The 21,893-nt window shown below is 57.2% G+C and carries 22 protein-coding genes and 2 tRNA genes; 8 read left to right on the top strand and 16 right to left on the bottom strand.

What is annotated here, in order from left to right:
* Both AC2FI8_RS15935 and AC2FI8_RS15930 read right to left on the bottom strand, forming a co-directional pair.
* Positions 1-75 (bottom strand) — tRNA-Asn (locus tag AC2FI8_RS15935).
* Between the two features lie 76 nt (positions 76-151).
* Positions 152-1,066 carry an MBL fold metallo-hydrolase gene (locus AC2FI8_RS15930; protein WP_496780097.1) on the bottom strand — a complete coding sequence of 305 codons (915 nt, stop codon included), beginning with the start codon at positions 1,064-1,066 and terminating at the stop codon, positions 152-154.
* A gap of 44 nt (positions 1,067-1,110) precedes the next feature.
* On the opposite strand from AC2FI8_RS15930, the gene AC2FI8_RS15925 reads away from it, so the two are divergent.
* Complete coding sequence (locus tag AC2FI8_RS15925; protein ID WP_496764666.1) at positions 1,111-2,430, top strand: ATP-binding protein; 1,320 nt, start codon at positions 1,111-1,113, stop codon at positions 2,428-2,430.
* 113 nt (positions 2,431-2,543) lie between these two features.
* Positions 2,544-2,804 (top strand): hypothetical protein, encoded by a 261-nt coding sequence (locus AC2FI8_RS15920; protein ID WP_496780095.1) that lies wholly within the window; start codon positions 2,544-2,546, stop codon positions 2,802-2,804.
* Positions 2,805-3,716: 912 nt separating this feature from the next.
* Here AC2FI8_RS15920 and AC2FI8_RS15915 read toward each other — a convergent pair.
* Positions 3,717-3,793, bottom strand: a tRNA-Ile gene (locus AC2FI8_RS15915).
* 107 nt (positions 3,794-3,900) lie between these two features.
* Between AC2FI8_RS15915 and purM the strand changes: the two genes are divergently transcribed.
* From purM to rnd, 3 genes are all read left to right on the top strand, one after another.
* Positions 3,901-4,947, top strand: coding sequence for a phosphoribosylformylglycinamidine cyclo-ligase (gene purM, locus AC2FI8_RS15910; protein WP_496764668.1), 1,047 nt, complete (start codon positions 3,901-3,903; stop codon positions 4,945-4,947).
* Positions 4,944-5,540 (top strand): phosphoribosylglycinamide formyltransferase, encoded by a 597-nt coding sequence (purN, locus tag AC2FI8_RS15905; protein ID WP_496780093.1) that lies wholly within the window; start codon positions 4,944-4,946, stop codon positions 5,538-5,540. The genes purM and purN overlap by 4 nt, the downstream gene beginning before the upstream one ends.
* Positions 5,541-5,656: 116 nt before the next feature.
* Positions 5,657-6,814, top strand: coding sequence for a ribonuclease D (gene rnd, locus AC2FI8_RS15900; RefSeq protein ID WP_496780091.1), 1,158 nt, complete (start codon positions 5,657-5,659; stop codon positions 6,812-6,814).
* A gap of 6 nt (positions 6,815-6,820) precedes the next feature.
* On the opposite strand, the gene AC2FI8_RS15895 is transcribed toward rnd, so the two are convergent.
* Entirely contained in the window at positions 6,821-7,345 is a 525-nt protein-coding gene (locus tag AC2FI8_RS15895; protein WP_496780089.1) for a hypothetical protein, read from the bottom strand.
* 139 nt (positions 7,346-7,484) lie between these two features.
* On the opposite strand from AC2FI8_RS15895, the gene AC2FI8_RS15890 reads away from it, so the two are divergent.
* Positions 7,485-7,895 carry a SufE family protein gene (locus AC2FI8_RS15890; protein WP_496727174.1) on the top strand — a complete coding sequence of 137 codons (411 nt, stop codon included), beginning with the start codon at positions 7,485-7,487 and terminating at the stop codon, positions 7,893-7,895.
* Between the two features lie 3 nt (positions 7,896-7,898).
* Here AC2FI8_RS15890 and AC2FI8_RS15885 read toward each other — a convergent pair whose 3' ends face one another.
* The 4 genes from AC2FI8_RS15885 to AC2FI8_RS15870 all read right to left on the bottom strand — a co-directional run bounded on the left by AC2FI8_RS15885 (position 7,899) and on the right by AC2FI8_RS15870 (position 10,533).
* Positions 7,899-8,567, bottom strand: a complete 669-nt coding sequence (locus AC2FI8_RS15885; RefSeq protein WP_496764674.1) for a DUF1638 domain-containing protein — start codon at positions 8,565-8,567, stop codon at positions 7,899-7,901.
* A gap of 75 nt (positions 8,568-8,642) precedes the next feature.
* Positions 8,643-9,236, bottom strand: coding sequence for a Hint domain-containing protein (locus AC2FI8_RS15880; protein ID WP_496780087.1), 594 nt, complete (start codon positions 9,234-9,236; stop codon positions 8,643-8,645).
* A gap of 165 nt (positions 9,237-9,401) precedes the next feature.
* Complete coding sequence (locus AC2FI8_RS15875; RefSeq protein ID WP_496780085.1) at positions 9,402-9,677, bottom strand: hypothetical protein; 276 nt, start codon at positions 9,675-9,677, stop codon at positions 9,402-9,404.
* 157 nt (positions 9,678-9,834) lie between these two features.
* On the bottom strand, positions 9,835-10,533 hold the full coding sequence (locus tag AC2FI8_RS15870; RefSeq protein WP_496738501.1) for a corrinoid protein: 699 nt from the start codon (positions 10,531-10,533) through the stop codon (positions 9,835-9,837).
* 300 nt (positions 10,534-10,833) lie between these two features.
* Between AC2FI8_RS15870 and AC2FI8_RS15865 the strand changes: the two genes are divergently transcribed.
* A complete protein-coding gene (locus AC2FI8_RS15865) occupies positions 10,834-11,898 on the top strand; it encodes a PA0069 family radical SAM protein (RefSeq protein WP_496780083.1) in 1,065 nt (354 codons plus the stop codon).
* A 54-nt stretch (positions 11,899-11,952) separates the two neighbouring features.
* Here AC2FI8_RS15865 and gltA read toward each other — a convergent pair whose 3' ends face one another.
* Positions 11,953-13,248 (bottom strand): citrate synthase, encoded by a 1,296-nt coding sequence (gltA, locus tag AC2FI8_RS15860; protein WP_496780081.1) that lies wholly within the window; start codon positions 13,246-13,248, stop codon positions 11,953-11,955.
* Between the two features lie 121 nt (positions 13,249-13,369).
* A complete protein-coding gene (gene gltX / locus AC2FI8_RS15855; protein ID WP_496780102.1) occupies positions 13,370-14,770 on the bottom strand; it encodes a glutamate--tRNA ligase in 1,401 nt (466 codons plus the stop codon).
* A gap of 78 nt (positions 14,771-14,848) precedes the next feature.
* Here gltX and AC2FI8_RS15850 point away from each other — a divergent pair, with 78 nt between their 5' ends.
* Positions 14,849-16,891: a ComEC/Rec2 family competence protein gene (locus tag AC2FI8_RS15850; RefSeq protein WP_496780079.1), complete on the top strand. Its 2,043-nt coding sequence runs from the start codon at positions 14,849-14,851 to the stop codon at positions 16,889-16,891.
* Here AC2FI8_RS15850 and lexA read toward each other — a convergent pair.
* The 6 genes from lexA to AC2FI8_RS15820 all read right to left on the bottom strand — a co-directional run bounded on the left by lexA (position 16,888) and on the right by AC2FI8_RS15820 (position 21,713).
* Positions 16,888-17,586, bottom strand: coding sequence for a transcriptional repressor LexA (gene lexA, locus AC2FI8_RS15845; protein ID WP_496727167.1), 699 nt, complete (start codon positions 17,584-17,586; stop codon positions 16,888-16,890). The two genes, AC2FI8_RS15850 and lexA, sit on opposite strands and share 4 nt — an antisense overlap.
* A gap of 78 nt (positions 17,587-17,664) precedes the next feature.
* Entirely contained in the window at positions 17,665-18,837 is a 1,173-nt protein-coding gene (locus AC2FI8_RS15840; protein WP_496780077.1) for a molybdopterin molybdotransferase MoeA, read from the bottom strand.
* Complete coding sequence (moaC, locus tag AC2FI8_RS15835; RefSeq protein ID WP_170413610.1) at positions 18,834-19,307, bottom strand: cyclic pyranopterin monophosphate synthase MoaC; 474 nt, start codon at positions 19,305-19,307, stop codon at positions 18,834-18,836. The genes AC2FI8_RS15840 and moaC overlap by 4 nt, the downstream gene beginning before the upstream one ends.
* Positions 19,307-20,119, bottom strand: coding sequence for an indole-3-glycerol phosphate synthase TrpC (gene trpC, locus AC2FI8_RS15830; protein WP_496780076.1), 813 nt, complete (start codon positions 20,117-20,119; stop codon positions 19,307-19,309). Before trpC ends, moaC begins: the two co-directional genes overlap by 1 nt.
* Positions 20,116-21,135, bottom strand: coding sequence for an anthranilate phosphoribosyltransferase (trpD, locus tag AC2FI8_RS15825; RefSeq protein WP_496764688.1), 1,020 nt, complete (start codon positions 21,133-21,135; stop codon positions 20,116-20,118). The genes trpC and trpD overlap by 4 nt, the downstream gene beginning before the upstream one ends.
* A complete protein-coding gene (locus AC2FI8_RS15820) occupies positions 21,132-21,713 on the bottom strand; it encodes an anthranilate synthase component II (RefSeq protein WP_496764690.1) in 582 nt (193 codons plus the stop codon). Before AC2FI8_RS15820 ends, trpD begins: the two co-directional genes overlap by 4 nt.
* Positions 21,714-21,893: the final 180 nt, after the last annotated feature.

Raw genomic sequence — 21,893 nt, 5'->3', positions numbered from 1 at the left:
TGGCTCCGGCGGTAGGGATCGAACCTACGACCAATTGATTAACAGTCAACTGCTCTACCGCTGAGCTACGCCGGAACTGAGGGGCGTATAACAACCCGTTTTTTGCCCGTCCAGAGGAGAACTGCATCAATCGGAAAAAAATTTGGACAAGTCACGCGGTTCTGAAATAATTGGCATTTCCCGATAGCGCATCAGGTGTGGAGACTTTTGATTTGCCATATAGATCAATTAGATGCGCAAACACGTTACGCTCGGCGGCTGGCAGCAGCGCGATAGGTGTATCGGTGTAAATGCGCTCGGCAAGTTGGCGGGCGGTTCCGGGCTGATCCGCAAGCGCCGCCAGTATCTGAGCTTCGCGCGTGAGGCGGTGTTTGATCAGCCAGTCCAAACGTTCGCCAGGATCGGTGATCGGTGCACCATGGCCGGCGTGAAACACGGTCCAGTCCCGGGCGCGCAACCTTTGGCAGGCTTGCATGAAATCCGTCAGATCCCCGTCCGGAGGGGAGACCAGCGAACTTGCCCAGCCCATGACGTGATCGGCTGTAAAGCAGACATTGCCCCATCCCAGGGCGATATGGTTTCCCAGATGACCGGGTGTATGGATGATCTCAAGCTGCCAGTCTTCACCCTCGATCATCTCACCATCCGCCACTTCGATGTCCGGCCGGAACGCGGTATCTATCCCTTCACCGCCGCCGACCAGACCTTGTTGCGCCAATTCGGTCATGACTGCGCTGCGTCCGGCTTGTGGCCCGCCAAAGGCCAAAATCGGCGCTCCGGTCCGTTCTGCCAAAGGTGCCGCAAGCGGCGAGTGGTCGAGATGGCTGTGGGTGACGATGATGTGGCTTATCCGTTGACCCGGCTGCATGGCGTTCAGAATCGCCTCAAGATGCGCGTCGCTCAGGGGGCCGGGGTCGATGACCGCCAGATCGAGCTCTCCCAATAGATACGTATTCGTACCGCGATAAGTCATCGGAGACGGGTTTGGTGCCAGAATCCGCCGCAGGCCAGTTTGTATTTCGGTTGCTTGACCTGGTGGCGGGTTGAAATCGTCGGGCACCTGCATTCTGAGCTCTTTCTCTTGGAGGATCAGCCCGTTAGGTTTAGCGCATGTCCAGTCGATGGCTCAAACACTATATGCCGCGCAGCCTTTATGCCCGAGCAGCACTGATTCTGGTTCTTCCGGTTATCGTTCTGCTGTTGGTGGTTGGGATTGCCTTTTTGCAAAAACATCTTGAGGACGTCACCGCACAGATGACTCGATCCGCGGCGCGCGAAGTGACTCTGGTGCTTGAAACAATGCAGGGGGCCGAGACCCGGCAGCAGGCATTGGCAGCCATTCGCCCGGATTTGGTTGCGCTTGAGATGAAGGCCCGCTTTGTCGACCCCGATCAGGATCCTTTGACCGACAAGCGGCGGTGGTACGACTTCATCGCACCCCAGGTCGAGGCAAATTTGCAGATGCGACTGCCCGATCTGGTTTCTGTGGCCTTGCCTTCGGGTGACGAGGCACGGTTGTATCTGGAAACCGATCTGGGGCTTCTGCAGTTGACGATAGATCGCCGCCGCTTGTCACCCACGGCGCCGCATCAGTTGATTGTGACTATGGTGTTTTTTGCCGTGGTCATGACCACGATCTCATTCCTCTATATGCGCAATCAACTGCGGCCCATCACCCGGCTTGCTGACGCCGCGCAGGCCTTTGGCCGGGGCAGGGTGGTACCCTATTCGCCGGGCGGTGCAATAGAAGTGCGTGCAGCCGGTAGTGCGTTTCTGGAAATGCGGGCAAGAATCGAGCGCCAGATGGAACAGCGCACGATGATGCTGTCGGGGGTCAGTCACGACCTGAGAACACCGCTGACGCGCCTGAAACTGGGCCTGTCCATGTTGCCTGAGGATGAGGCAGCACCGATGCAGCAGGACGTAGACGAGATGCAATTGCTGTTGGATGCGTTCCTCGATTTCTCTCGCGGCGCCGCTGAGGGTCCCGCCGAGGCAATCGAGCCCGCGGCGTTGTTGCGCCAGATTGTCGAAGACGCGCGACGGGCAGGTCATCAGGCCGAATTGGTCTCAGTCGAAGGTGACGGCACGGCGATGCTGCGCCCGATGGCCATGCGCCGCGCGGTCGAGAACCTGATTGGCAATGCGGTGCGATATGGCAACCGGGCCGAAGTCAGCCTGTCACTGACGCCCAAAACCACGCGCATCCGGGTCGAAGATGACGGACCGGGCATTCCGGTAGAGCAGCGCACTGAGGCTGTAAAACCGTTCTCGCGTCTTGATCCCGCACGCAACCAGAATCAGGGTAGTGGCGTTGGTCTTGGGTTGGCGATTGTTGCGGATATTGCCCGCGCACATGGCGGTGTCCTGCGGCTTGGCAAAAGTGAAAGGCTGGGTGGCCTTTGCGCAGATATCATTGTTGGGAGGTGATTTTGGTGGGATCGGAATTTACGTTTTGTGTCGCTGCCATAAGCGGCGCGCAAAATTTTTCTTTGGTCTAAAGCACCGATCACCCCGTACAACCTTTAGAATGGGAGGAAGTCATGACCAATAGTTTCGACGTGAAATCATCGTGGGTATCGGTAATGGATGAAACAAAAAACCCACTAAAAAAATACTCTCTATCCACAGCACACATGCTGATGCAGATGTTGGCATGGATGTGGAGCGCAATCTTCTCGCTGATGGTTGGCAGCTATTTTGTTTTCGGTGTAACCGCATCGGGCCATTTGCTGCTGATCGGCGGGTTGTTTGTCACCTTGGCAGTTTTCCAAAAGGCTGAAGCGACAGATCCTGAAGCGTAAAGTTGCTGCCTCGTATTAGACCGAACGGCTTTACCCGGGGTTTTTTGGTCCAATTCTTGACCCGCTCCGTATCGCCTTCACTACCCCAACTGCCTCCCGCGTTGTTTGTAACGGTTTCCCTCCGAACAACGCGGGTTTTTTTGGAGCGGGAACGAGTGGCTACCCTGGTGTTTAACGGGGTGTATCTCCCCCATTAGACTTGAGGCGCATTTCTATCGTAACGTTGCAGAACGTCTTTTGCGGCATAGGTTTAGGTATGGACAACACTGTATTGTATTTCTTGGTTGGTATATTTGTCGTCGGGCTTTTGACGCTTGGATATTACTCAAAAAGCAGTGGTGCATTAATCTCGATTGTCATCGTAGTTGGCGTATTGGGTGCGATGGTTGGATACTTTGGTGGATACTTCGGTGAACCTCCAAGGTAGGCCTGAACTTCAATTGGAGGTTTGCCGGTGCGCTTTGTATTTGGAAGCTTTTTTTTCAAACTAAAAAGGGCACAAAAAAAACCAGCTTCGCGGTCCGAGTGAGCGGAGGGGTCGCGAAGCCGGTCAATTTCCTCCTACTGGGTGCTAGTCGGAGGCTGGGATGCACATGTATGGGACGTGCAAGATCATAAAAACATGAATTTACAAGTTTCGCTAAATGGAAATGGGATAGCCAAAAACCCATTCGAATAGGTGATGTATCCAAAAGTATAGTATGCGTATGTGTCATATTGTCTTGAATGTACCAAATGGCACTTCCGCTTGAGCGGGACTCCGAACTCTAGGGGCTTGAATAAGGCTCAGAGTTACTGGGCAACCCTGCAGATTTAGAAGAATGAATCTTATGTTTGAACTGGACAGCAGAAACACCGTGCATTGCTGGTCTGGCAAGCATCTGTAACTGATAACAATGAACAAGTAGACGGTGGTAGGCCCGGCAGGACTTGAACCCGCAACCAAAGCGTTATGAGCGCTCTGCTCTAACCAATTGAGCTACAGGCCCGCCTGAGCGCTTTGAGTACCACGGTGAACAGCCGCGTCAAGCCTGACCGTTGCAACAAGTCGCACAATCGAATAACCGGCGCGGGAACCATTCATAAGGGGCTGGCCATGACGACGGGCAAGAACGGAATCACCTATGCCGATGCGGGCGTTGATATCGATGCGGGGAATGCTTTGGTCGACCGGATCAAGCCGGCCGCGAAACGCACCAACCGCTCAGGCGTGATGAGCGGGCTGGGCGGCTTTGGCGCTCTGTTCGATCTAAAGGATGCCGGATATCAGGACCCGATTCTGGTTGGGGCCACCGATGGGGTGGGCACCAAGCTGCGCATCGCCATTGATACCGGCGTTGTCGACGGCGTGGGCATCGATCTTGTGGCCATGTGCGTCAATGACCTGATCTGCCAGGGCGCTGAGCCGCTGTTTTTCCTGGATTATTTTGCGACCGGCAAGCTGGATACGGATACGGCGGCGCGGATCATCGAAGGCATTGCCGAAGGCTGTGTCCAATCCGGATGCGCCTTGATCGGCGGTGAAACCGCGGAAATGCCCGGCATGTACCCGGATGGCGATTTCGATCTGGCCGGGTTCTCGGTTGGCGCGATGGAACGTGGGGCTCATCTGCCGGCCGGCGTTCAGGCGGGCGACGTGCTGTTGGGGTTGGCCTCGAACGGTGTGCATTCCAACGGGTACTCCCTTGTGCGCAAACTGGTAGAGATTTCGGGTCTGGGCTGGGATGCCGCCTCACCGTTCAGTGAAGGATCGCTGGGTGAAGCTCTGCTGACACCCACACGTCTGTATGTGAAGCCAGCTCTGCAGGCGATCCGAGCAGGGGGCGTGCATGCGCTGGCCCATATCACCGGCGGCGGCCTTACAGAAAACCTGCCCCGTGTGCTGCCCGAGGGGTTGGGTGCCGAGATTGACCTGAATGCATGGGATTTGCCGCCTGTATTCCGCTGGATGGCGGAAACCGGTGGGATTGTTGAGGCTGAGATGTTGAAGACCTTCAACTGCGGCATTGGCATGATCGTCGCGTGTGAAGCGGATCGCGCGGATGATTTGGCGGCGTTGCTGGCCGATGCGGGCGAAACGGTTGCGCGGATTGGCACTGTGACCGGGACAGCGGGCATGGCCTATTCGGGCACCCTGTTGTGAGCCATAAGCGCGTCGCAATTCTGATCTCGGGGGGTGGCTCGAATATGGTGTCGCTGGTCGACAGCATGACCGACGATCACCCTGCGCGGCCTTGTCTGGTTCTGTCCAATGATGCGAATGCGGGTGGCCTGACAAAGGCGGCAGAGCGGAGCATTCCGACGGCTTCGGTGGATCACCGCCCGTTCAAGGGCGACCGTGCCGCGTTTGAGGCCGAGTTGCTGAAACCGCTGGAAGAAGCGCGACCCGATATCGTTTGTCTGGCTGGCTTCATGCGTGTTCTGACAGGCGATTTCGTGTCACGCTTTCAGGGACGGATGCTGAATATCCACCCTTCGCTTCTGCCGAAATACAAGGGTCTCAACACCCATGCGCGCGCTATTGAAGCCGGGGATGCTGAACATGGATGTTCGGTTCACGAAGTCACCGCAGCCTTGGATGACGGTCCGATCCTTGGGCAAGCGCGAGTAGATATTGAACCGGGTGATACGTCCGAGGCATTGGCCGCCCGGGTGCTGGTGTGGGAACACAAACTCTACCCCGCAGTGTTGCGCCGTTACGCCAGTGGGGATCGGACTCCGGTGTTGCTGCCCTGAACGTCTCGGGATGATTTACACGCGCGTCAAATTCATCCTATGGTCCGCAATACGGCTGGGTACGGAATGAAACAGACAATCAGCCGCACAGAACAAGAGCAAGAACAGCACCGCGCATGAAAACCCTGACGACGACGCAAGAGCTGGCCGAATTCTGCAAGGCCGCGGCGGAATATGACTATGTCACCGTAGATACCGAGTTTCTGCGCGAACGGACTTACTATTCGAAACTCTGTTTGGTGCAGCTTGCAGTTCCATCCGACAATGAGGACAGCGCCGTTCTCGTCGACCCATTAGCCGACGGCTTGTCGCTGGACCCGCTTTACGACCTGTTTCGCGACGAAAGCGTGGTCAAAGTGTTTCACGCCGCGCGACAGGATCTTGAGATTTTCTGGGTCGAGGCGTCCGTATTCCCGCAACCTCTGTTCGACACTCAGGTCGCCGCGATGGTCTGTGGCTTTGGAGAGCAGGTGGGATACGAGACTTTGGTGCGCAAAATCTGCAAGGAAGGGGTCGACAAAACCTCGCGTTTTACCGATTGGTCACGTCGGCCACTGACAGATGCGCAAAAGACCTATGCCTTGGCGGATGTCACGCATTTGCGGCAGATCTACGAATATCTGGCGGCCCAGTTGAACAAGTCGCAGCGCAGCCATTGGGTGTCCGAAGAGTTGCGCACCCTGACCCAGCCCGGAACCTACGATATCCGTCCGGAAGATGCATGGAAGCGGGTAAAAACCCGGACGAATTCGGCCAAGTTCCTGGCTGTCGTGCGCGAGTTGGCGCAGTTTCGCGAAGCTTATGCGCAGGAGAACAACGTTCCGCGCAGCCGGGTGTTTAAGGATGATGCCTTGATCGAGCTTGCCTCGACCAAGCCAAAATCTCCGTCGGACCTTGGTGGTTCTCGCCTGCTGCTGCGCGAGGCGCGCAAAGGCGCGATTGCCGATGGTATTCTGGCGGCGGTGAAACAGGGGGTGAATTGCCCTGCCGATCAAATGCCGCGCGTTGATAACAGCCGTGACAAGCTAAAGATCAACCCGGCGCTCGCCGATTTGCTGCGCGTTTTGCTCAAGTCCAAAACCGAAAGCTCGGGCGTGGCGGCGAAGCTGATCGCAACAAGTTCCGAACTGGACCAGTTGGCTGCGGGCGAGCGCAAGCTGCCTTCGATGTCAGGCTGGCGATTTGAGGTGTTTGGCGAGGATGCCCTGAAACTGTGTGACGGCAAGATCGCTCTGGCCGCCAAGGGGCAATCCGTACAAGTCGTGTCGCTTTAGCGGCGGTTAACGCCGCCGGGACTCTAGTGCATTCTGTTCACCACGAACGCGAACCAAACGGGTGTTTCGCAGCTCAGCCCGGCCAAGCGTCGTGGCACCATTGACCTCACGCGATTTTTCAGAGCCCTGATTGGTCGCGTAGCTTGGGTAGCTGACTTCGAACGTGTATTCCAGAATGCCGTTCTTTTTGTTTTCTTCGCTTTCCACGGGGACAAGGCGCGCATTATAGGCGCCCTGTCTTGCGGCCGTACCTTTGACATAGACGATTGCCCCGGTAGACGTGGGATCGATGCGCAGCTCATCTACCTTGGTTATGGCAAAGCCGATCACTTCCTTTTCGGGTCGCGAAAACAGGCCCGGGCCGTCGCGCCCCTGGGGCACCAGAGCATCGGCTTCGTTTACGGATACTTCAGTAGGGGCGGGTGTACTGGACCCGAACCAATTGGTCGGGTTCACGCGCGACTCGCTCCAGCCGCTGCAGGCGGCCAGTGTAAGCGTGCCGACCAATAGAAGAGGTGTTGATTTTTTCATGGTCCCAAAGCCCAGAGAAGTATTTTCAGCAATGGGTTATCGTAAATTCCAAAGATTGAAAACCCACACCGGGGCTGGACAGGTGCCCAACAGAGGCATAGGTCACAAATGTGATCGCAAAAAAAAGGACCGCTGCGAAATGGCAACGCCTGCCTTTGAGGAAATCGTCGAGGATTTTGAGTTTCTGGATGACTGGGAAGACCGGTATCGCCATGTCATAGATCAGGGCAAAGCGATGGAGCCGCTGGACGATGCGTTCAAAGTGCCCGCCACAAAGGTGCACGGTTGTGCCAGTCAGGTGTGGCTGCAGCCCACGATCGAGGGTGGCGTTTTCCGGTTCGACGGCGACAGCGACGCGTTGATCGTGCGCGGGCTGATTGCGGTGTTGCGGTCTTTGTATAATGGCTTGCCTGTTGGCGAAGTCCCAAAGGTCGACGCGGGCGGCGAGTTGGCGCGCCTTGGGCTGAATGATCACCTGTCCGCACAACGCTCTAACGGCTTGCGGTCAATGATTGAGCGTATCCGCGAAGTCGCGCAAGAGAACGCCTGACGATCAGGCGGTCGGCTTGCGGGCGGCCCACTCGGTCAGGGTGGTTTCCAGATCGCCATAGCCGGTGAACCGGCGTTCAAACGTCAAACCCATGCGTTCGGCGCATTCCTGAGCGCGTGCCGTCAGGTCCGGATCGTCTGTCTGGGCTTGATAGACAAGCTTGGTATAGTTCCCGAAATACATGTCCCGCAGTTGGGGGTGACGGTCCAGGCCAAGCGGTTTCCACACAAAGGCATCGAACTGGCGGGCCAGAAAATCCGTCAGGTAGAAGGCTGTTGTTTCATCATCGCCATGGTCTTCAAAGGCTTGATTTCCTTCGAAAAAGGAATAGCAGTGCGGGCCTTTGATCATCTCGATGCCCATCTCTTTGCAGGCCTTCTGCAACAGCCCGCCGGTACCACAGTCGGCATAGACGACGAAGATCTGATCAAAGTTACCGCGGTGCTTGGCAACAGCTTCTTCGACAGCCTGTGTAATCCGTTCGGGGTGAACGTGCAGTATGGCGGGCAGGCAGGTCAGGGTCATATGATCCCAGCCGTTGCGCTTTTTCAGATGCAGGATTTCGCGCGCCAGCGCACCGCATGCCAATAGCAGTATGCCGCCTTGCCGAGTGTCTTCGGTATAGCCTTTTGTCGTCAGGCTTGCGTCATCCGGTGTGGTGTTCTGCTGCATCGTCAATTCCCTGAAGGATTGCAGCATCAAAGAATGAATGCCGGATCAAGGCAAGTCCGCTTCCGACATCCCGTGTCAGGCCACCGACGCACGCGTTTCAAAAGATTGAAGCGATGGGCGGGCAGGGGGACCATAGGCGGTGATCCCGTGGCTGGCCAGTTCCGGAAACAGCGACAGGATCTCTTGCTGTGTGTCATCCTCAAAACTGTTCCACGCCTGGATTCCAGGGTGAAAGCTCTCGCTTAGGCACCCTTCGGCCCAGATCAGTTCGTGCTGATCGAACATCAGGTGATAATAGGTCACAAGACCGCCGGGCTTCATCACGATATCGCGGCCATTCACCAAATGCTTGGCAGGCGCCAGCGCCTCAGCGTGGCCCGTATGCAGTTCAACACGCCAGTCGCTGATCAGCATCCTGTGCTGCTGCGAGAGCAAGAGATCGCGATCATTGCCAAGCGCACCCGCCTTGATCAGCACAGGCGTGAACACGCCTGCGGCACGCGCGGTCTGAGAGCCAATCCAACGCAGCGTTTGCAACCCATGATCCAGCGTCGTAATTTTGTCACCCACGCGCAAATTCTCGACCTCGACCAGGCCACGTTCCGTTTCGATCAGAGTGCCGGTTGCGAAACATCTGGCGATGTCCCAGGATTCACGGTCAGCGTTCAAACCCGTAGTTGTGGCGGTGTTTATACTGTTGAGCGTTAGTGACCTGATGCCCGCAAATTCCAATGCGGCCTGATCGCTGTTGGCTGAGAATTCTGGAACCAGAAAAGTGTTCCCGAGCGTGTCTTGCGCGATGACTGCCGTTATGTCTGCCGTTGTGCCGTCGACCTACGTAATTGTCGCATTGTAGGCGACAGCTGCATCGAAAATGGTCGCAGCGCCATCAATTGCAAAAAAATCCACGTCAGAGTTGGCGTTGTTTTCGTAGGTTCCACCAGGGTTTCCTACCGGTGTCCAAACGACAGCGTCGTCAAGTAATGGATCACCCGGACCACCAAAAGTTTGTCCAACCAAAGCGCCCGCGTTTTCAGCAGTGTTGTTACCCTCAGTCGGGTCGATGATTGCAAGATTACCAAGAAAAATAGCATTAAACGTCGTAGGCATAACCCACCCTATATGTACTCGTTAACAACACGTGCGTCACAACAGATTCGCACTATCACAATTGACAGGTAATAAAACCTGTACTGCTTATCAAGCAGTTGAAGACAAAAAAGCCGCCCCGGAAAGGGCGGCCTTGATCATTTTCGTGTCACCTGAATTAGCTGGCCAGTTGGTTATGCTTGCGGGACACAAAGTCTTTGGCAGTTTCCACCGCAACCGCCGCGTCACGGCAATAAGCGTCTGCGCCGATGGCCTTGCCGAATTCCTCGTTCAGAGGGGCGCCGCCAACGAGTACGATGTAATCTTCACGCCGTCCCTGTTCGATCAGCGTGTCGATGACCACTTTCATGTAGGGCATCGTAGTGGTCAGCAAGGCAGACATGCCCAGAATGTCAGGCTGTTCGGAATCCAGGGCTTCCAGGTAGTTTTCGACCGGGTTGTTGATGCCGATATCGACAACTTCGAAACCAGCGCCTTCCATCATCATCGACACCAGGTTCTTGCCGATGTCGTGGATGTCGCCTTTAACGGTCCCGATCACCATCTTGCCAACGCGCGGCGCGCCGGTTTCGGCCAGCAGTGGTTTAAGGATCGTCATGCCACCTTTCATCGCGTTAGCGGCCAGCAAAACTTCGGGAACGAACAGGATGCCGTCCCGGAAATCGTGGCCCACGATGGTCATGCCACCGACCAGAGCTTTGGTCAGGATGTCATATGGTGTCCATCCGCGTTCAAGCAGGATGTTCACACCTTCTTCGATCTCTTCTTTCAGGCCGTCATAAAGATCGTCGAACATCTGTTCGACAAGTTCGTCGTCGTTGAGTTCGGACAGGACGATGTCTTCTTCATCGGACATGGGGCATTTCCCTGTGCTGGGCGGGCCATCGGCCCGTGGTGGCATTTTTTCCGTTTTGGCCATTTCGTCGCAGTTAGACTGTTACGATTGCGACCTTGGCGGTTCCGGGACCGACCTATACGTCAAATTGTTTGCGATCACGATGGAATTATCTGCAACAACATCCTGCATTCTGTTCACAAACGGGGAAAAACCAGGCGCCCAACATCGGGGGCTAAAAGGGCGGTTCGCGCAGTTTTCCTTGTCGCATGGCGATACAGGGTTTATTGATTCCCGAATGAGAACGTAACAGGAACAAATATGCCTGCACTCAACATAAAGGCCCGCGGCGTGGCCAGCAATGAATCAGGCAGATTCGAACGCTTTGCGACCGAAGCCTGCGATGACGGCTGGGAGATGGAAGAGGAGCTTCCGACGCTCAGAACTGAAGTCCGAGAAGAGGTAGCGCGCAGTGTGGTCACCTACAACCGATCGCCCGATCTGCCGTTCGACCGCTCGATTAACCCGTATCGCGGGTGCGAGCATGGGTGCGTGTACTGTTTTGCCCGTCCGACCCATGCCTATCTAGGGTTGTCGCCGGGATTGGATTTTGAAACCCGGTTGATCGCCCGGCCAAACGCGGCCGAGGTTCTGAGGAAAGAACTGTCCTCGGCCCGGTACAAAGTAGCGACCATTGCGATGGGAACGAATACCGACCCGTATCAACCGATCGAGAAACAGCACAAGATAACGCGGGCTTGCCTTCAGGTCTTGCGAGAGTTCCAGCATCCTGTCGCGATCGTGACCAAAGGCGCGATGATCGAACGGGATTTGGATATTCTTGCCTCCATGGCGAAACTTGGGCTGGTTCGGGTCGGTGTTTCGTTGACTACTTTGGACCCTGGCCTATCTCGGCGGATGGAACCGCGCGCGCCATCCCCTGTAAGACGGCTGGCGACGATCCGACGATTGGCCGATGCAGGTGTGCCGGTGCGCGTCATGACATCGCCTTTGATACCGGGTCTGACGGATCATGAATTGGAAACCATGCTGGACGCCGGGGCCGATGCCGGGGCAGATGCAGCAAGCTGGATCATGCTGCGCCTTCCGCGCGAAGTATCTGAGCTGTGGCAATCCTGGTTGCAGCAGCATGAGCCGGCGCGGGCCGAAAAGGTCATGTCCAAGCTACGCGAGATGCACGGTGGTCGTGACTATGATCCGCGCTGGGGGCACCGCATGCGGGGTGAAGGTGAGTATGCTGGTATAGTTGCCAAGCGGTTTGCATTGGCAGTCAAACGATTGGGGTTGGCCACAAAAACAGCACCGTTACGGTGTGACCTGTTTTCCAGGCCCGCGCAGGCAGGGGATCAATTGACCCTTTTCTGAAACGAAAAACGCCCCGGACGGAGGTCCGAGGCGTTTCGAATTTGCCACCGGTAATCAGCGGTTTTCGATGTCTACGTAATCGCGGGTCGTTTCGCCGAGATACAGCTGACGTGGACGACCGATCTTGTTCTGAGGATCTGCGATCATCTCTTTCCACTGGCTGACCCAGCCAACAGTGCGCGACAGTGCGAAGATCGGTGTGAACATTGAAGTGGGGAAACCCATCGCCTCGAGGATGATGCCCGAGTAGAAGTCCACGTTCGGGAACAGTTTCTTTTCGGCAAAGTACGGATCTTCCAGCGCCTGCTTCTCCAGCGCCTTGGCAACCTGCAGCTTGGGATTGTTCTCGACGCCAAGCAGGTCCAGTACTTCGTCGGCCGATTGCTTCATAACCGTCGCGCGCGGGTCGAAGTTCTTGTAGACACGGTGGCCAAAGCCCATCAGGCGGAACGGATCGTTCTTGTCCTTGGCGCGGTCGATGTACTCCGGAATGCGATCGACGGAACCGATCTCTTCCAGCATTTCCAAACATGCTTGGTTCGCACCGCCATGAGCAGGGCCCCAAAGGCAAGCAACACCAGCCGCGATACACGCGAACGGGTTTGCGCCCGAGGATGACGCCAGACGTACGGTCGAAGTCGAAGCATTCTGTTCGTGGTCCGCGTGCAAAGTCAGAATCCGGTCCATCGCACGGCTGAGGATCGGATTGACCTCATATTCTTCTGCCGGCACGGCAAAGCACATGCGCAGGAAATTGGACGCATAGTCGAGATCGTTGCGCGGATAAACGAAAGGCTGGCCGATGTGGTACTTATAGGCCCAGGCCGCGATGGTCGGCATCTTGGCGATCAAACGGTGCGAGGCGACCTCACGCTGATGCGGGTCGGATACGTCGGTCGAGTCGTGATAGAACGCCGACATTGCGCCAACGACACCCACCATGATCGCCATTGGGTGCGCATCCCGACGGAAGCCGCGATAGAAATATTGCATCTGCTCATGCAGCATTGTGTGGCGCGTGATGGTGGTTTCGAACTGCTCAAGGTCTTTGGCTTGCGGCAGCTCTCCGTACAGCAGCAGATAGCATACCTCTAGGAAATGCGATTTTCCGGCCAGCTGGTCGATCGGATAGCCACGGTGCAACAGCTCACCTTTTTCGCCGTCAATATAGGTAATGGTACTGTCACAGCTTGCGGTCGACGTAAAACCAGGGTCGTAGGTGAACACTCCGGCATCGCTGTACAGCTTACGGATGTCGATGACGTCAGGTCCAGCGGTCGGAGAATGAACCGGCAACTCGTACGTTTCACCATGGACTGTCAGAGTGGCTGTTTTATTGCTGTCGGTCATAGTGTCCCTTCCTCATTCTTACGCATGTCGAATCGCTGTCCGACCTTGCGGGCAACGGCTGCGCGCGGGCGCGCAGTCCGGGTGTTAGCGGAGCAGCGTTACCCAAATATGAAGATTGGGTTTACGTCGCTGCGTCAGAAAGCCGGGCCAGGGTTTCTTCCTTCCCCAGCACAAGCATCATGTCAAAAACTGAAGGCGTCACTGCCCGACCTGCCAACACGGCCCGCAACGGGCCCGCCAGTTTGCCGAACTTAACCTCTTTCGCTTCTGCAAACGAATTTAGGGTTTGCTCCAGTTCGTTTCGCGTCCAGCTAGCATTTTGCACGTGCGGCGTCAATTCGTTCAGTATACCATCGGATACTGAGGCCAGTGCTTTTGCGGCCTTTTCATCCGGCTCAATTGGGCGAGATGTTAAGACAAAGTGAGCTTTTTCAAGAAGTTCCGGGAAAATGCGCGCACGATCCTTGAGGCAATACATCGCACGTTCCAGATCACCGGATTGTGTTTCCGTGAGGTCAGGCAATTTCGCCGCCGCTAAATAGGCTTCGATCTCTTGCCGCAATGCAGCATCAGCCGCGATGGCGATATGCTGTCCACACAGATTTTCCAGCTTTTTCAGGTCGAAACGGGCAGGGCTTTTGCCGATTCCATCCAGATCGAACCACTCCTTTGCCTGTTCGTCAGTAAAGAATTCATCATCGCCATGGCTCCAGCCCAAACGCGCCAAATAATTGCGCATTCCAGCTGCGGGGTAACCCATGGCCTGATATTCCTGCGCACCCAAAGCGCCATGGCGTTTGGACAGCTTTTTACCATCCGGCCCGTGGATCAGGGGGATATGCGCCCAGACCGGGACGTCCCAGCCCATCGCCTCATAGATCATCATCTGCCGCGCGGCGTTGTTCAGGTGGTCGTCGCCACGGATTACATGGGTCACGCCCATATCGTGATCGTCGACCACAACTGCCAGCATATAGACCGGAGTGCCGTCCGACCGCAGCAGGATCATGTCGTCCAACTGATCGTTGCGAATGGTCACGTCACCCTGAACCTGATCGCGGATTACCGTCGTGCCGTCCTGAGGCGCCTTGATGCGGATCGCAAACGGAGCGTCCGGATGGGAGGACGCGTCTGCATCGCGCCAAGGGCTGCGGAACAGGGTCGATTTCCCCTCGGCCCGCGCTTGTTCGCGGAAGGCCGTTATCTCGTCCTGCGTTGAAAAGCACTTGTAAGCCTTGCCCTCAGCCAGCAACTGATGCGCTACCTCGGCGTGACGTTCGGCACGCTCGAACTGGCTGATCACATCGCCGTCGTGATCCAGACCCAGCCACTCCATGCCTTGCAAGATTGCGGCGGTTGCTTCGGGCGTCGAACGTTCGCGGTCGGTGTCTTCGATCCGCAACAGGAACTTGCCACCACGTCCACGTGCATAAAGCCAGTTGAACAATGCGGTGCGTGCCCCGCCGATATGCAGAAAGCCGGTTGGGGACGGAGCGAAACGAGTGACGACCTGATCGGACATTGTGTGGATTAACCTTTTGGTAACCGTGTCGGGCATAGTTTGGCGCCTGTCTAACGAGCCGGAAGGACGGGGGCAACCATGCGTGTTCTGGCACGGGTCGAGACCGCATTACTGAACCAGACAGGGTATTTGTTTCAGTGGTCTCCGGTGTGTTTGGCAGTCGGTATTGGTCTGTATTTCAGCCTGCGGTTTGAACCGGGGTGGATGATCTATGCAGGCCTCGTTGCCGTGATCGCGATTTGCTTAGGCTTGGTGCGCTGGCTTCCGTCTGGCTGGGCTGCGTTGACAACAGGGGGGGCGCTGATCGCTGCCGGGTTTATCCTGGCGGGCGGGCGCGCCCACACGGTGGCAGAGCCGGTCCTGTCCTGGCGTTATTACGGCCCGGTCGAGGGGCGGGTTGTAGCCATGGATCGCTCTGCGTCGGATGCGCTGCGGATTACGCTGGATCGGGTGCGTATAGGGGATGTGCCCGGTGACCGGCGGCCGCAGCGCGTCCGGCTTTCCTTGCACGGAGGCGCACGTTCGCTGGCGCCCGGCCAAAGGATCATGACCACTGCCCATTTGTCGCCCCCTCAAGGTCCGGTGGAACCGGGAGGATTCGACTTTCGGCGACACGCGTGGTTTCAACGGCTGGGGGCCGTGGGATACACCCGAGTTCCGGTGCTGATCGCTGCGCCCCCGCAGCCCGAAGGCATCCGCATTACGGCATGGCGAATGGTGATTTCCCACCATGTCCGCACGATCCTGCCGGGTGAGATTGGCGGGTTTGCGGCCGCCGTCACAACGGGTGATCGCAGCGGTATGGGGCAAGAAACGCTAAAGTCACTGCGCGCATCCAACCTGGCGCATCTGTTGGCGATTTCGGGCCTCCACATGGGCCTGCTGACCGGGTTCGTCTACTTGATGTGCAGGCTTTTGTTTTCTACCATTCCTGCGCTGGCTCTCAGATTGCCTGTGCGCAAACTGGCGGCTGTCTGTGCGATGGTCGCGGCCACGATCTACTTGTTACTGTCTGGGGGGAATGTCGCCACGGAACGCGCCTTTGTCATGGCGAGTGTCATGTTGATGGCCATACTGATCGACAGACGCGCGATTTCCCTACGGGCCGTTGCGGTCGCCGCACTTATTGTACTCAGTCTGCGCCCCGAATCCTTACTTAGCCCGGGGTTTCAAATGTCTTTTGCCGCAACGACAGCGCTTGTGGCGGTGTTCGGAGCGTTGCGTGACATTGGACCGATGCCGGGGCCAAAGTGGCTGAAACCTGTTGCGGGCCTACTGATGTCCTCAGCTATCGCGGGATTTGCAACCGCGCCAATTGGTGCGGCGCATTTCAACACATTGTCTCACTATGGTCTTCTGGCCAACATGCTGTCGGTGCCGGTCATGGGCATGGTTGTCGTCCCTTCGGCCGTGGTGGCAGCACTGCTGTCGCCATTCGGCTTTGAGATAGTGCCGCTGGCACTGATGGGGCTGGGTTTAGAGTGGATTCTTGCGGTTTCGCAATGGGTATCGGGATTTGACGGCGCGCAAGGATATGTTGTCAGCCCGCCGACCCCTGTCCTGCCGCTAATTGCGCTTAGCGGCCTGTGGCTTGCGCTGTGGCAAGGACGGGCCCGATGGGTTGGGGTGGCACCAATGGCCGTGGCGTTGATGTTATGGGGGCAGGGAAATCGCCCTGAAATACTGGTTGCGGATAGTGGCGGTCTTGTTGGCGTAATGACTGAACAAGGACGCGCCTTGAGTAAGAAAAAGGGAAGCGGGTTTGTCGCAACCGTCTGGCTGGAAAATGATGGGGACGGGGCAGATCAGTTGCAGGCGGCCAGCCGTTGGCCGCATGATTCCGGCACCATTCAACGGTATGACTGGCAGGGCAAAGAGGTGTTGCACGTTACAGGCAAACGCGCGGCGCGCGGGTTCAGTGCCTGCAATACCGATCAGATCGTGATTTCTGCCGTGGCGCTGCAACTGTCCGGCGGCTGTGAAGTCTTCGATCCGAAACGGCTGCTGGCAACGGGAAGCCTGTCCCTGTCGGGCGGCAAGATCACAACGTCTAAAGAGGCGATGGGCGACAGGCTCTGGTCCCCGAACACATCCGGGAACCGGGATACCAAGCAGTTTTAGTAGCTGCGGATCAGCCCAACCAGACGACCCTGCACCTTGACCTTATCTTCCGGCAGAACGCGGGTTTCATAGGCGGGGTTCGCGGCCTCAAGCGCAATCGCCTGACCTCGGCGGAAGAACCGCTTCAATGTGGCTTCCTGATCTTCGACAAGAGCAACAACGATATCGCCGTTATCGGCAACCGAGGTTTCCCGGATTACCACTACATCTCCATCGTTGATCCCTGCGTCAATCATCGAGTCGCCGCGCACTTCCAGTGCGTAATGCTCACCCTTGCCGGATACCATTGAACCGGGCACGGCGACGCGGTGCGAGACATGGCTGATCGCCTCAATCGGGACGCCGGCGGCGATGCGGCCCATCACTGGCAATTCCATCGCATCCACGGTCACCGGCTCAAAATTCGCGGGGCGGGGGCCGGACGGCTTGTCGCCTTCTATCACACGCGGCTTGAAGGCCACTGTGGGTTCTCCACCCAGGCTTTCCGGCAGTTTGACGATTTCAATGGCCCGCGCACGGTGCGCCAGACGCCGAATGAACCCACGTTCCTCTAGAGCCGTAATCAATCTGTGGATGCCAGATTTGGACCTGAGGTCCAGCGCGGCCTTCATTTCATCGAAACTGGGCGGAACACCATCCGCCTGAACGCGTTTGTGAATGAATTCCAACAAATCCAACTGCTTCTTGGTCAACATTGCTCACACCTCGTCGGTCATGCGTTTTCTTTTGTTCTACGCATGTTCACGTTTTGTGTCAACGGATTTGAGCGGGATTTAGATCGGCAGGTATTGAACCTCATCCCCGGCAGGTCGGGCGGGGTCATGCGGAATCCTCACCAACAGAGCGTTTGCCTGCGCCAAAACGCTGAGCAGTGAACTGTCCTGATCGGAACATGCGCGAATGCCGGTTTCATCCAGCATAGCCCGCATGTAATGCTCACGCGGACCGTTTTCGCCGAGCGGTTCAGCAAGCCTTGCGGTTCGCAATGGGGGCAGTACCTGTTCGACACCCAACATCCGACGCACCATTGGCAACAGGAAGAGATAGCCGCAAACCATTGCACTAACAGGATTTCCGGGCAAGCCGACCATTGCCGTTTGTCCCAATCGACCCGCCATCAGGGGTTTGCCGGGACGCATTCGGATCTTGTAGAAAGATTGCTCCATTCCCAGCCCGGTTGAGACATCTGACACCAGATCGTAGTCTCCAACCGATGCGCCGCCGATGGTCACAACCAGATCCGCTCCTTCGGCCAGTCCGAAGGCAGTTTCAAGCGATGACACCGTATCGCGCGCGACCGGAAGGATGCGGACGTGCGCGCCAGCGCCCTCCAGCAGTGCTTTCAAGCCAAACGTATTGGATGCGATGATCTGATCGGGGCCCGGGGTTTCGCCCGGCATCACCAATTCATCACCGGTGGAGATCAGCGCAATAACAGGCTTTCGAGTCACTGGTACGGTCGCAATATTCATCGCCGCCATCAGCGCGATGTCCTCGGCGCGCAACTGACGTGGGGCCGAGATCTTTGTGCCTGCTTTGAAATCGACGCCCGCAGGTCTGATATTCGATTTTGGGCCGGGCAGGTCCGAGATTGTGATCAGGTCGCCGCGACGTTCGGTATCTTCTTGTATGACAACGAAATCAGCACCTTCGGGAACCGGGGCACCAGTGAATATGCGCACCGCCTGTCCGGGCCCGACGCGACCGGTGTAGCGGTTGCCAGCTGCCGACTCGCCGATGACCTTGAACATGGCGTGCAGCTCGACCTCGGTCGATTTCAGCGCGTAGCCGTCCATCGAGGACGCTTCAAATGGCGGCTGGTCGCGGGTGGCCTCGATATCCTGAGCCAGAACACGACCTGCGGCGTCGGACAAAGCAACGGTCTCGGCTGGAAGGGGCGAGACCAGTTCAAACAACAGCGCGCGGGCCTCTTCGACGGTGATCATTTTGCTTCGTAACGCCCTGATTTACCGCCATCTTTCAGCAATACACGGATACCGCCAATTTCCATCGCCTTATCCACGGCCTTGGTCATGTCATAGACCGTTAGCGCAGCCGTGGACACGGCGGTCAGCGCCTCCATCTCGACACCGGTCTGGCCCGATGTTTTGACTGTGGCTTCGACCAGCACGCCGGGCAAGTCGGGATCCAGCGTCAGTTCGACTGCAACTTTGGTGACTGGAAGCGGGTGACACAAAGGGATCAGATCAGGCGTTTTCTTTGCGCCCATGATGCCCGCAAGACGTGCCACGCCCAGAACATCACCTTTCTTAGCGCGGCCTTCGGAAATCAGATCAAAGGTGTCCTGCGCCATTTTGATGTGACCAGCCGCCACGGCGACGCGGTCGGTGACTTCCTTGTCCGAGACATCGACCATATGGGCCTGTCCCTGAGCATCAAAATGGGTCAAGGGCATCACATGACTCCGGGGATCAGAGGGCTTGCGAGAAGGTGGCGGGTGGCTGCTGCCACGTCGTCCTGACGCATCAGGCTTTCACCGATCAGGAAGCTGCGCGCGCCGTAACGTGCGATGTCGGCCAGATCTTCAGGCGTGCTCAGACCGCTTTCGCAGACGATCGTCCGGCCCGCTGGCACAAGCTTGGACAGATGCCGTGTGGTATCAAGAGATGTCTCGAAGGTCTTGAGATTACGATTGTTTATCCCAATCAGTGAGCTTTTCAGCTCTGCTGCACGTTCCAACTCGTTCTGGTCGTGAACTTCGATTAGGACATCCATACCCCAGTCGAATGCAGTCTGTTCCAGTTCAGCGGCTTGCGCGTCGTCGACCGATGCCATGATGATCAAGATGCAATCCGCACCCAAAGCACGCGCCTCGACCACTTGATAGGGGTCGTAAATGAAATCCTTGCGCAGCGCCGGAAGCTCCGTGGCAGCCCGGGCTTCGGTCAGGTATTCCTTTGCCCCCTGAAAACTGGGTGTGTCTGTCAGCACCGAGAGACATGCGGCTCCACCTTCTTCGTAGGCTTTGGCCAGCGCGGGCGGGTCGAAATCCGGGCGGATCAAACCTTTGGATGGGCTGGCTTTCTTGACTTCGGCTATCAGGCCATACCCCCGACGCGCCGCTGTTCGAAGCGCATCGGCAAAGCCGCGGACCTCGGGCGCATTGCCGGCCTCGTTTTCCAGCGTTTCCAGCGACTTCTGCGCTTTGTCTGCCGCAATTTCCTCAAGTTTATAGGCTTTGATCTTATCCAGAACCGTCTCGGTCATGCGGCCTCCTGCGTAATTCGGGCCAGCGCCGCGATTTTGTCTTTGGCTTTTCCGCTGTCGATGCTTTCCCGCGCCTTTGCGGCGCCGTCTTTCAGGTCATCGGCAGCGCCCGCAACCACAAGGGCTGCGGCAGAGTTTAATAGCACCGCGTCCCGGTAGGCCGAGGGCGCGCCGTCCAGCAAGGCGCGGAACGCAACGGCGTTTTCTTCGGGCGTTCCGCCAATGATGTCTTCGAAGGGATGAACTGGCAGACCTGCGTCTTCGGGATGCAGTTCAACCTCTTTCACAACGCTGTCTTCCAGCGCAGCGACCCAGCTTACACCGGTGATCGTCAACTCATCTGTGCCATCCGATCCGTGCACCAACCAGGCGTGTTCAGCGCCGAGCAGTCCCAACGTTTCCGCCATTGGGCGGATCAAGTCGCGACTGAACGCACCGGTCAGTTGACGCCGAACACCAGCGGGGTTGGTCAACGGGCCAAGAATGTTGAAAATCGTACGCGTCCCAAGCTCTTGCCGGCTGGGCATGACATGCGCAATCGCAGGATGGTGCATGGGGGCCATCATAAAGCCAATGCCGACTTCTTGCAGAGCCTTTTCAACGGTTTGCGGGCCAACCATAACGTTGATTCCCAATTGTCCCAGCGCATCTGCAGCGCCTGATTTGGAGCTCAGGTTTCGGTTGCCGTGTTTGGCGACAGTTACGCCCGCGCCGGCAACGACAAACGCCGTGGCGGTCGAAATGTTCAGTGTGCCTTTGCCGTCGCCACCGGTGCCGACGATATCCATCGCGCCCGCCGGGGCCTTGACCGCATTGCATTTCGCGCGCATCACGGCGGCAGCGGCTGCATATTCGTCTACCGTTTCACCACGTGTGCGCATCGCCATCAGCAGGCCGCCAATCTGGCTGGGCGTGGCTTCGCCGTCAAACAGAATACCAAAGGCCTGTTCAGCCTCGGCACGCGTCAGGGGCCGATCGGCTGCGGCTCCGATCAGTGGTTTCAGAGCGTCGCTCATGCAGGAACTTTCATCTCGGACAGGAAATTCTTGAGCAGAGCGTGGCCATGCTCGGAGGCGATTGATTCCGGGTGGAACTGGACGCCGTGAATGGGCAATTCTTTGTGTTGCAGGCCCATGATGGTGCCGTCTTCCAGTTCTGCTGTGATCTCAAGCGTGTCGGGCAGGGTGTCACGATTCACAATCAGCGAGTGATAACGGGTCGCCTCAAACGGGGTGGGCAGGCCCGCGAAAACACCTTTCCCAGTGTGATGCATCATTCCCATCTTGCCATGAACGATTTCGTGGCAGCGGACAACGTTGCCGCCAAACACCTGTCCAATCGTCTGATGGCCAAGACAGACGCCCAACAGCGGCGTCTTTGTTTCAGCTGCCGCTTCAGTCAACGCCAGGCAAATCCCTGCCTGATCCGGGTCACATGGACCGGGGCTGAGAAGGATCCCCGCCGGGTTCATCGCCATGGCTTCTTGCACATCCAAGGCGTCATTCCGCCGAATGACCATTTCGGCGCCAAGTTCGCCTAAATAATGTACCAGGTTGTAGGTAAACGAGTCGTAGTTGTCGATCAGCAGCAGCATTTGGGCACTTGTCTCGGCTTGGGCATTTCGGACTGGCGATACAGCCCCTGGCCACGGTATAATGTCGGGACATACATGCTCAGGCTTGCGGGGCAGCGTCAAGAGGACATCCTGTTCAGGGCGCAATCGCAGGCCAAAGGCGCGGTAAACGGCGTTGAGGCGATCGAAGCAGGATGAAGG

It is taken from the genome of Ruegeria sp. CDSB029 (assembly GCF_059611125.1).
Note: the sequence above shows the minus strand (reverse complement) of the source record. Positions and strands in the feature narration are given on the sequence as shown.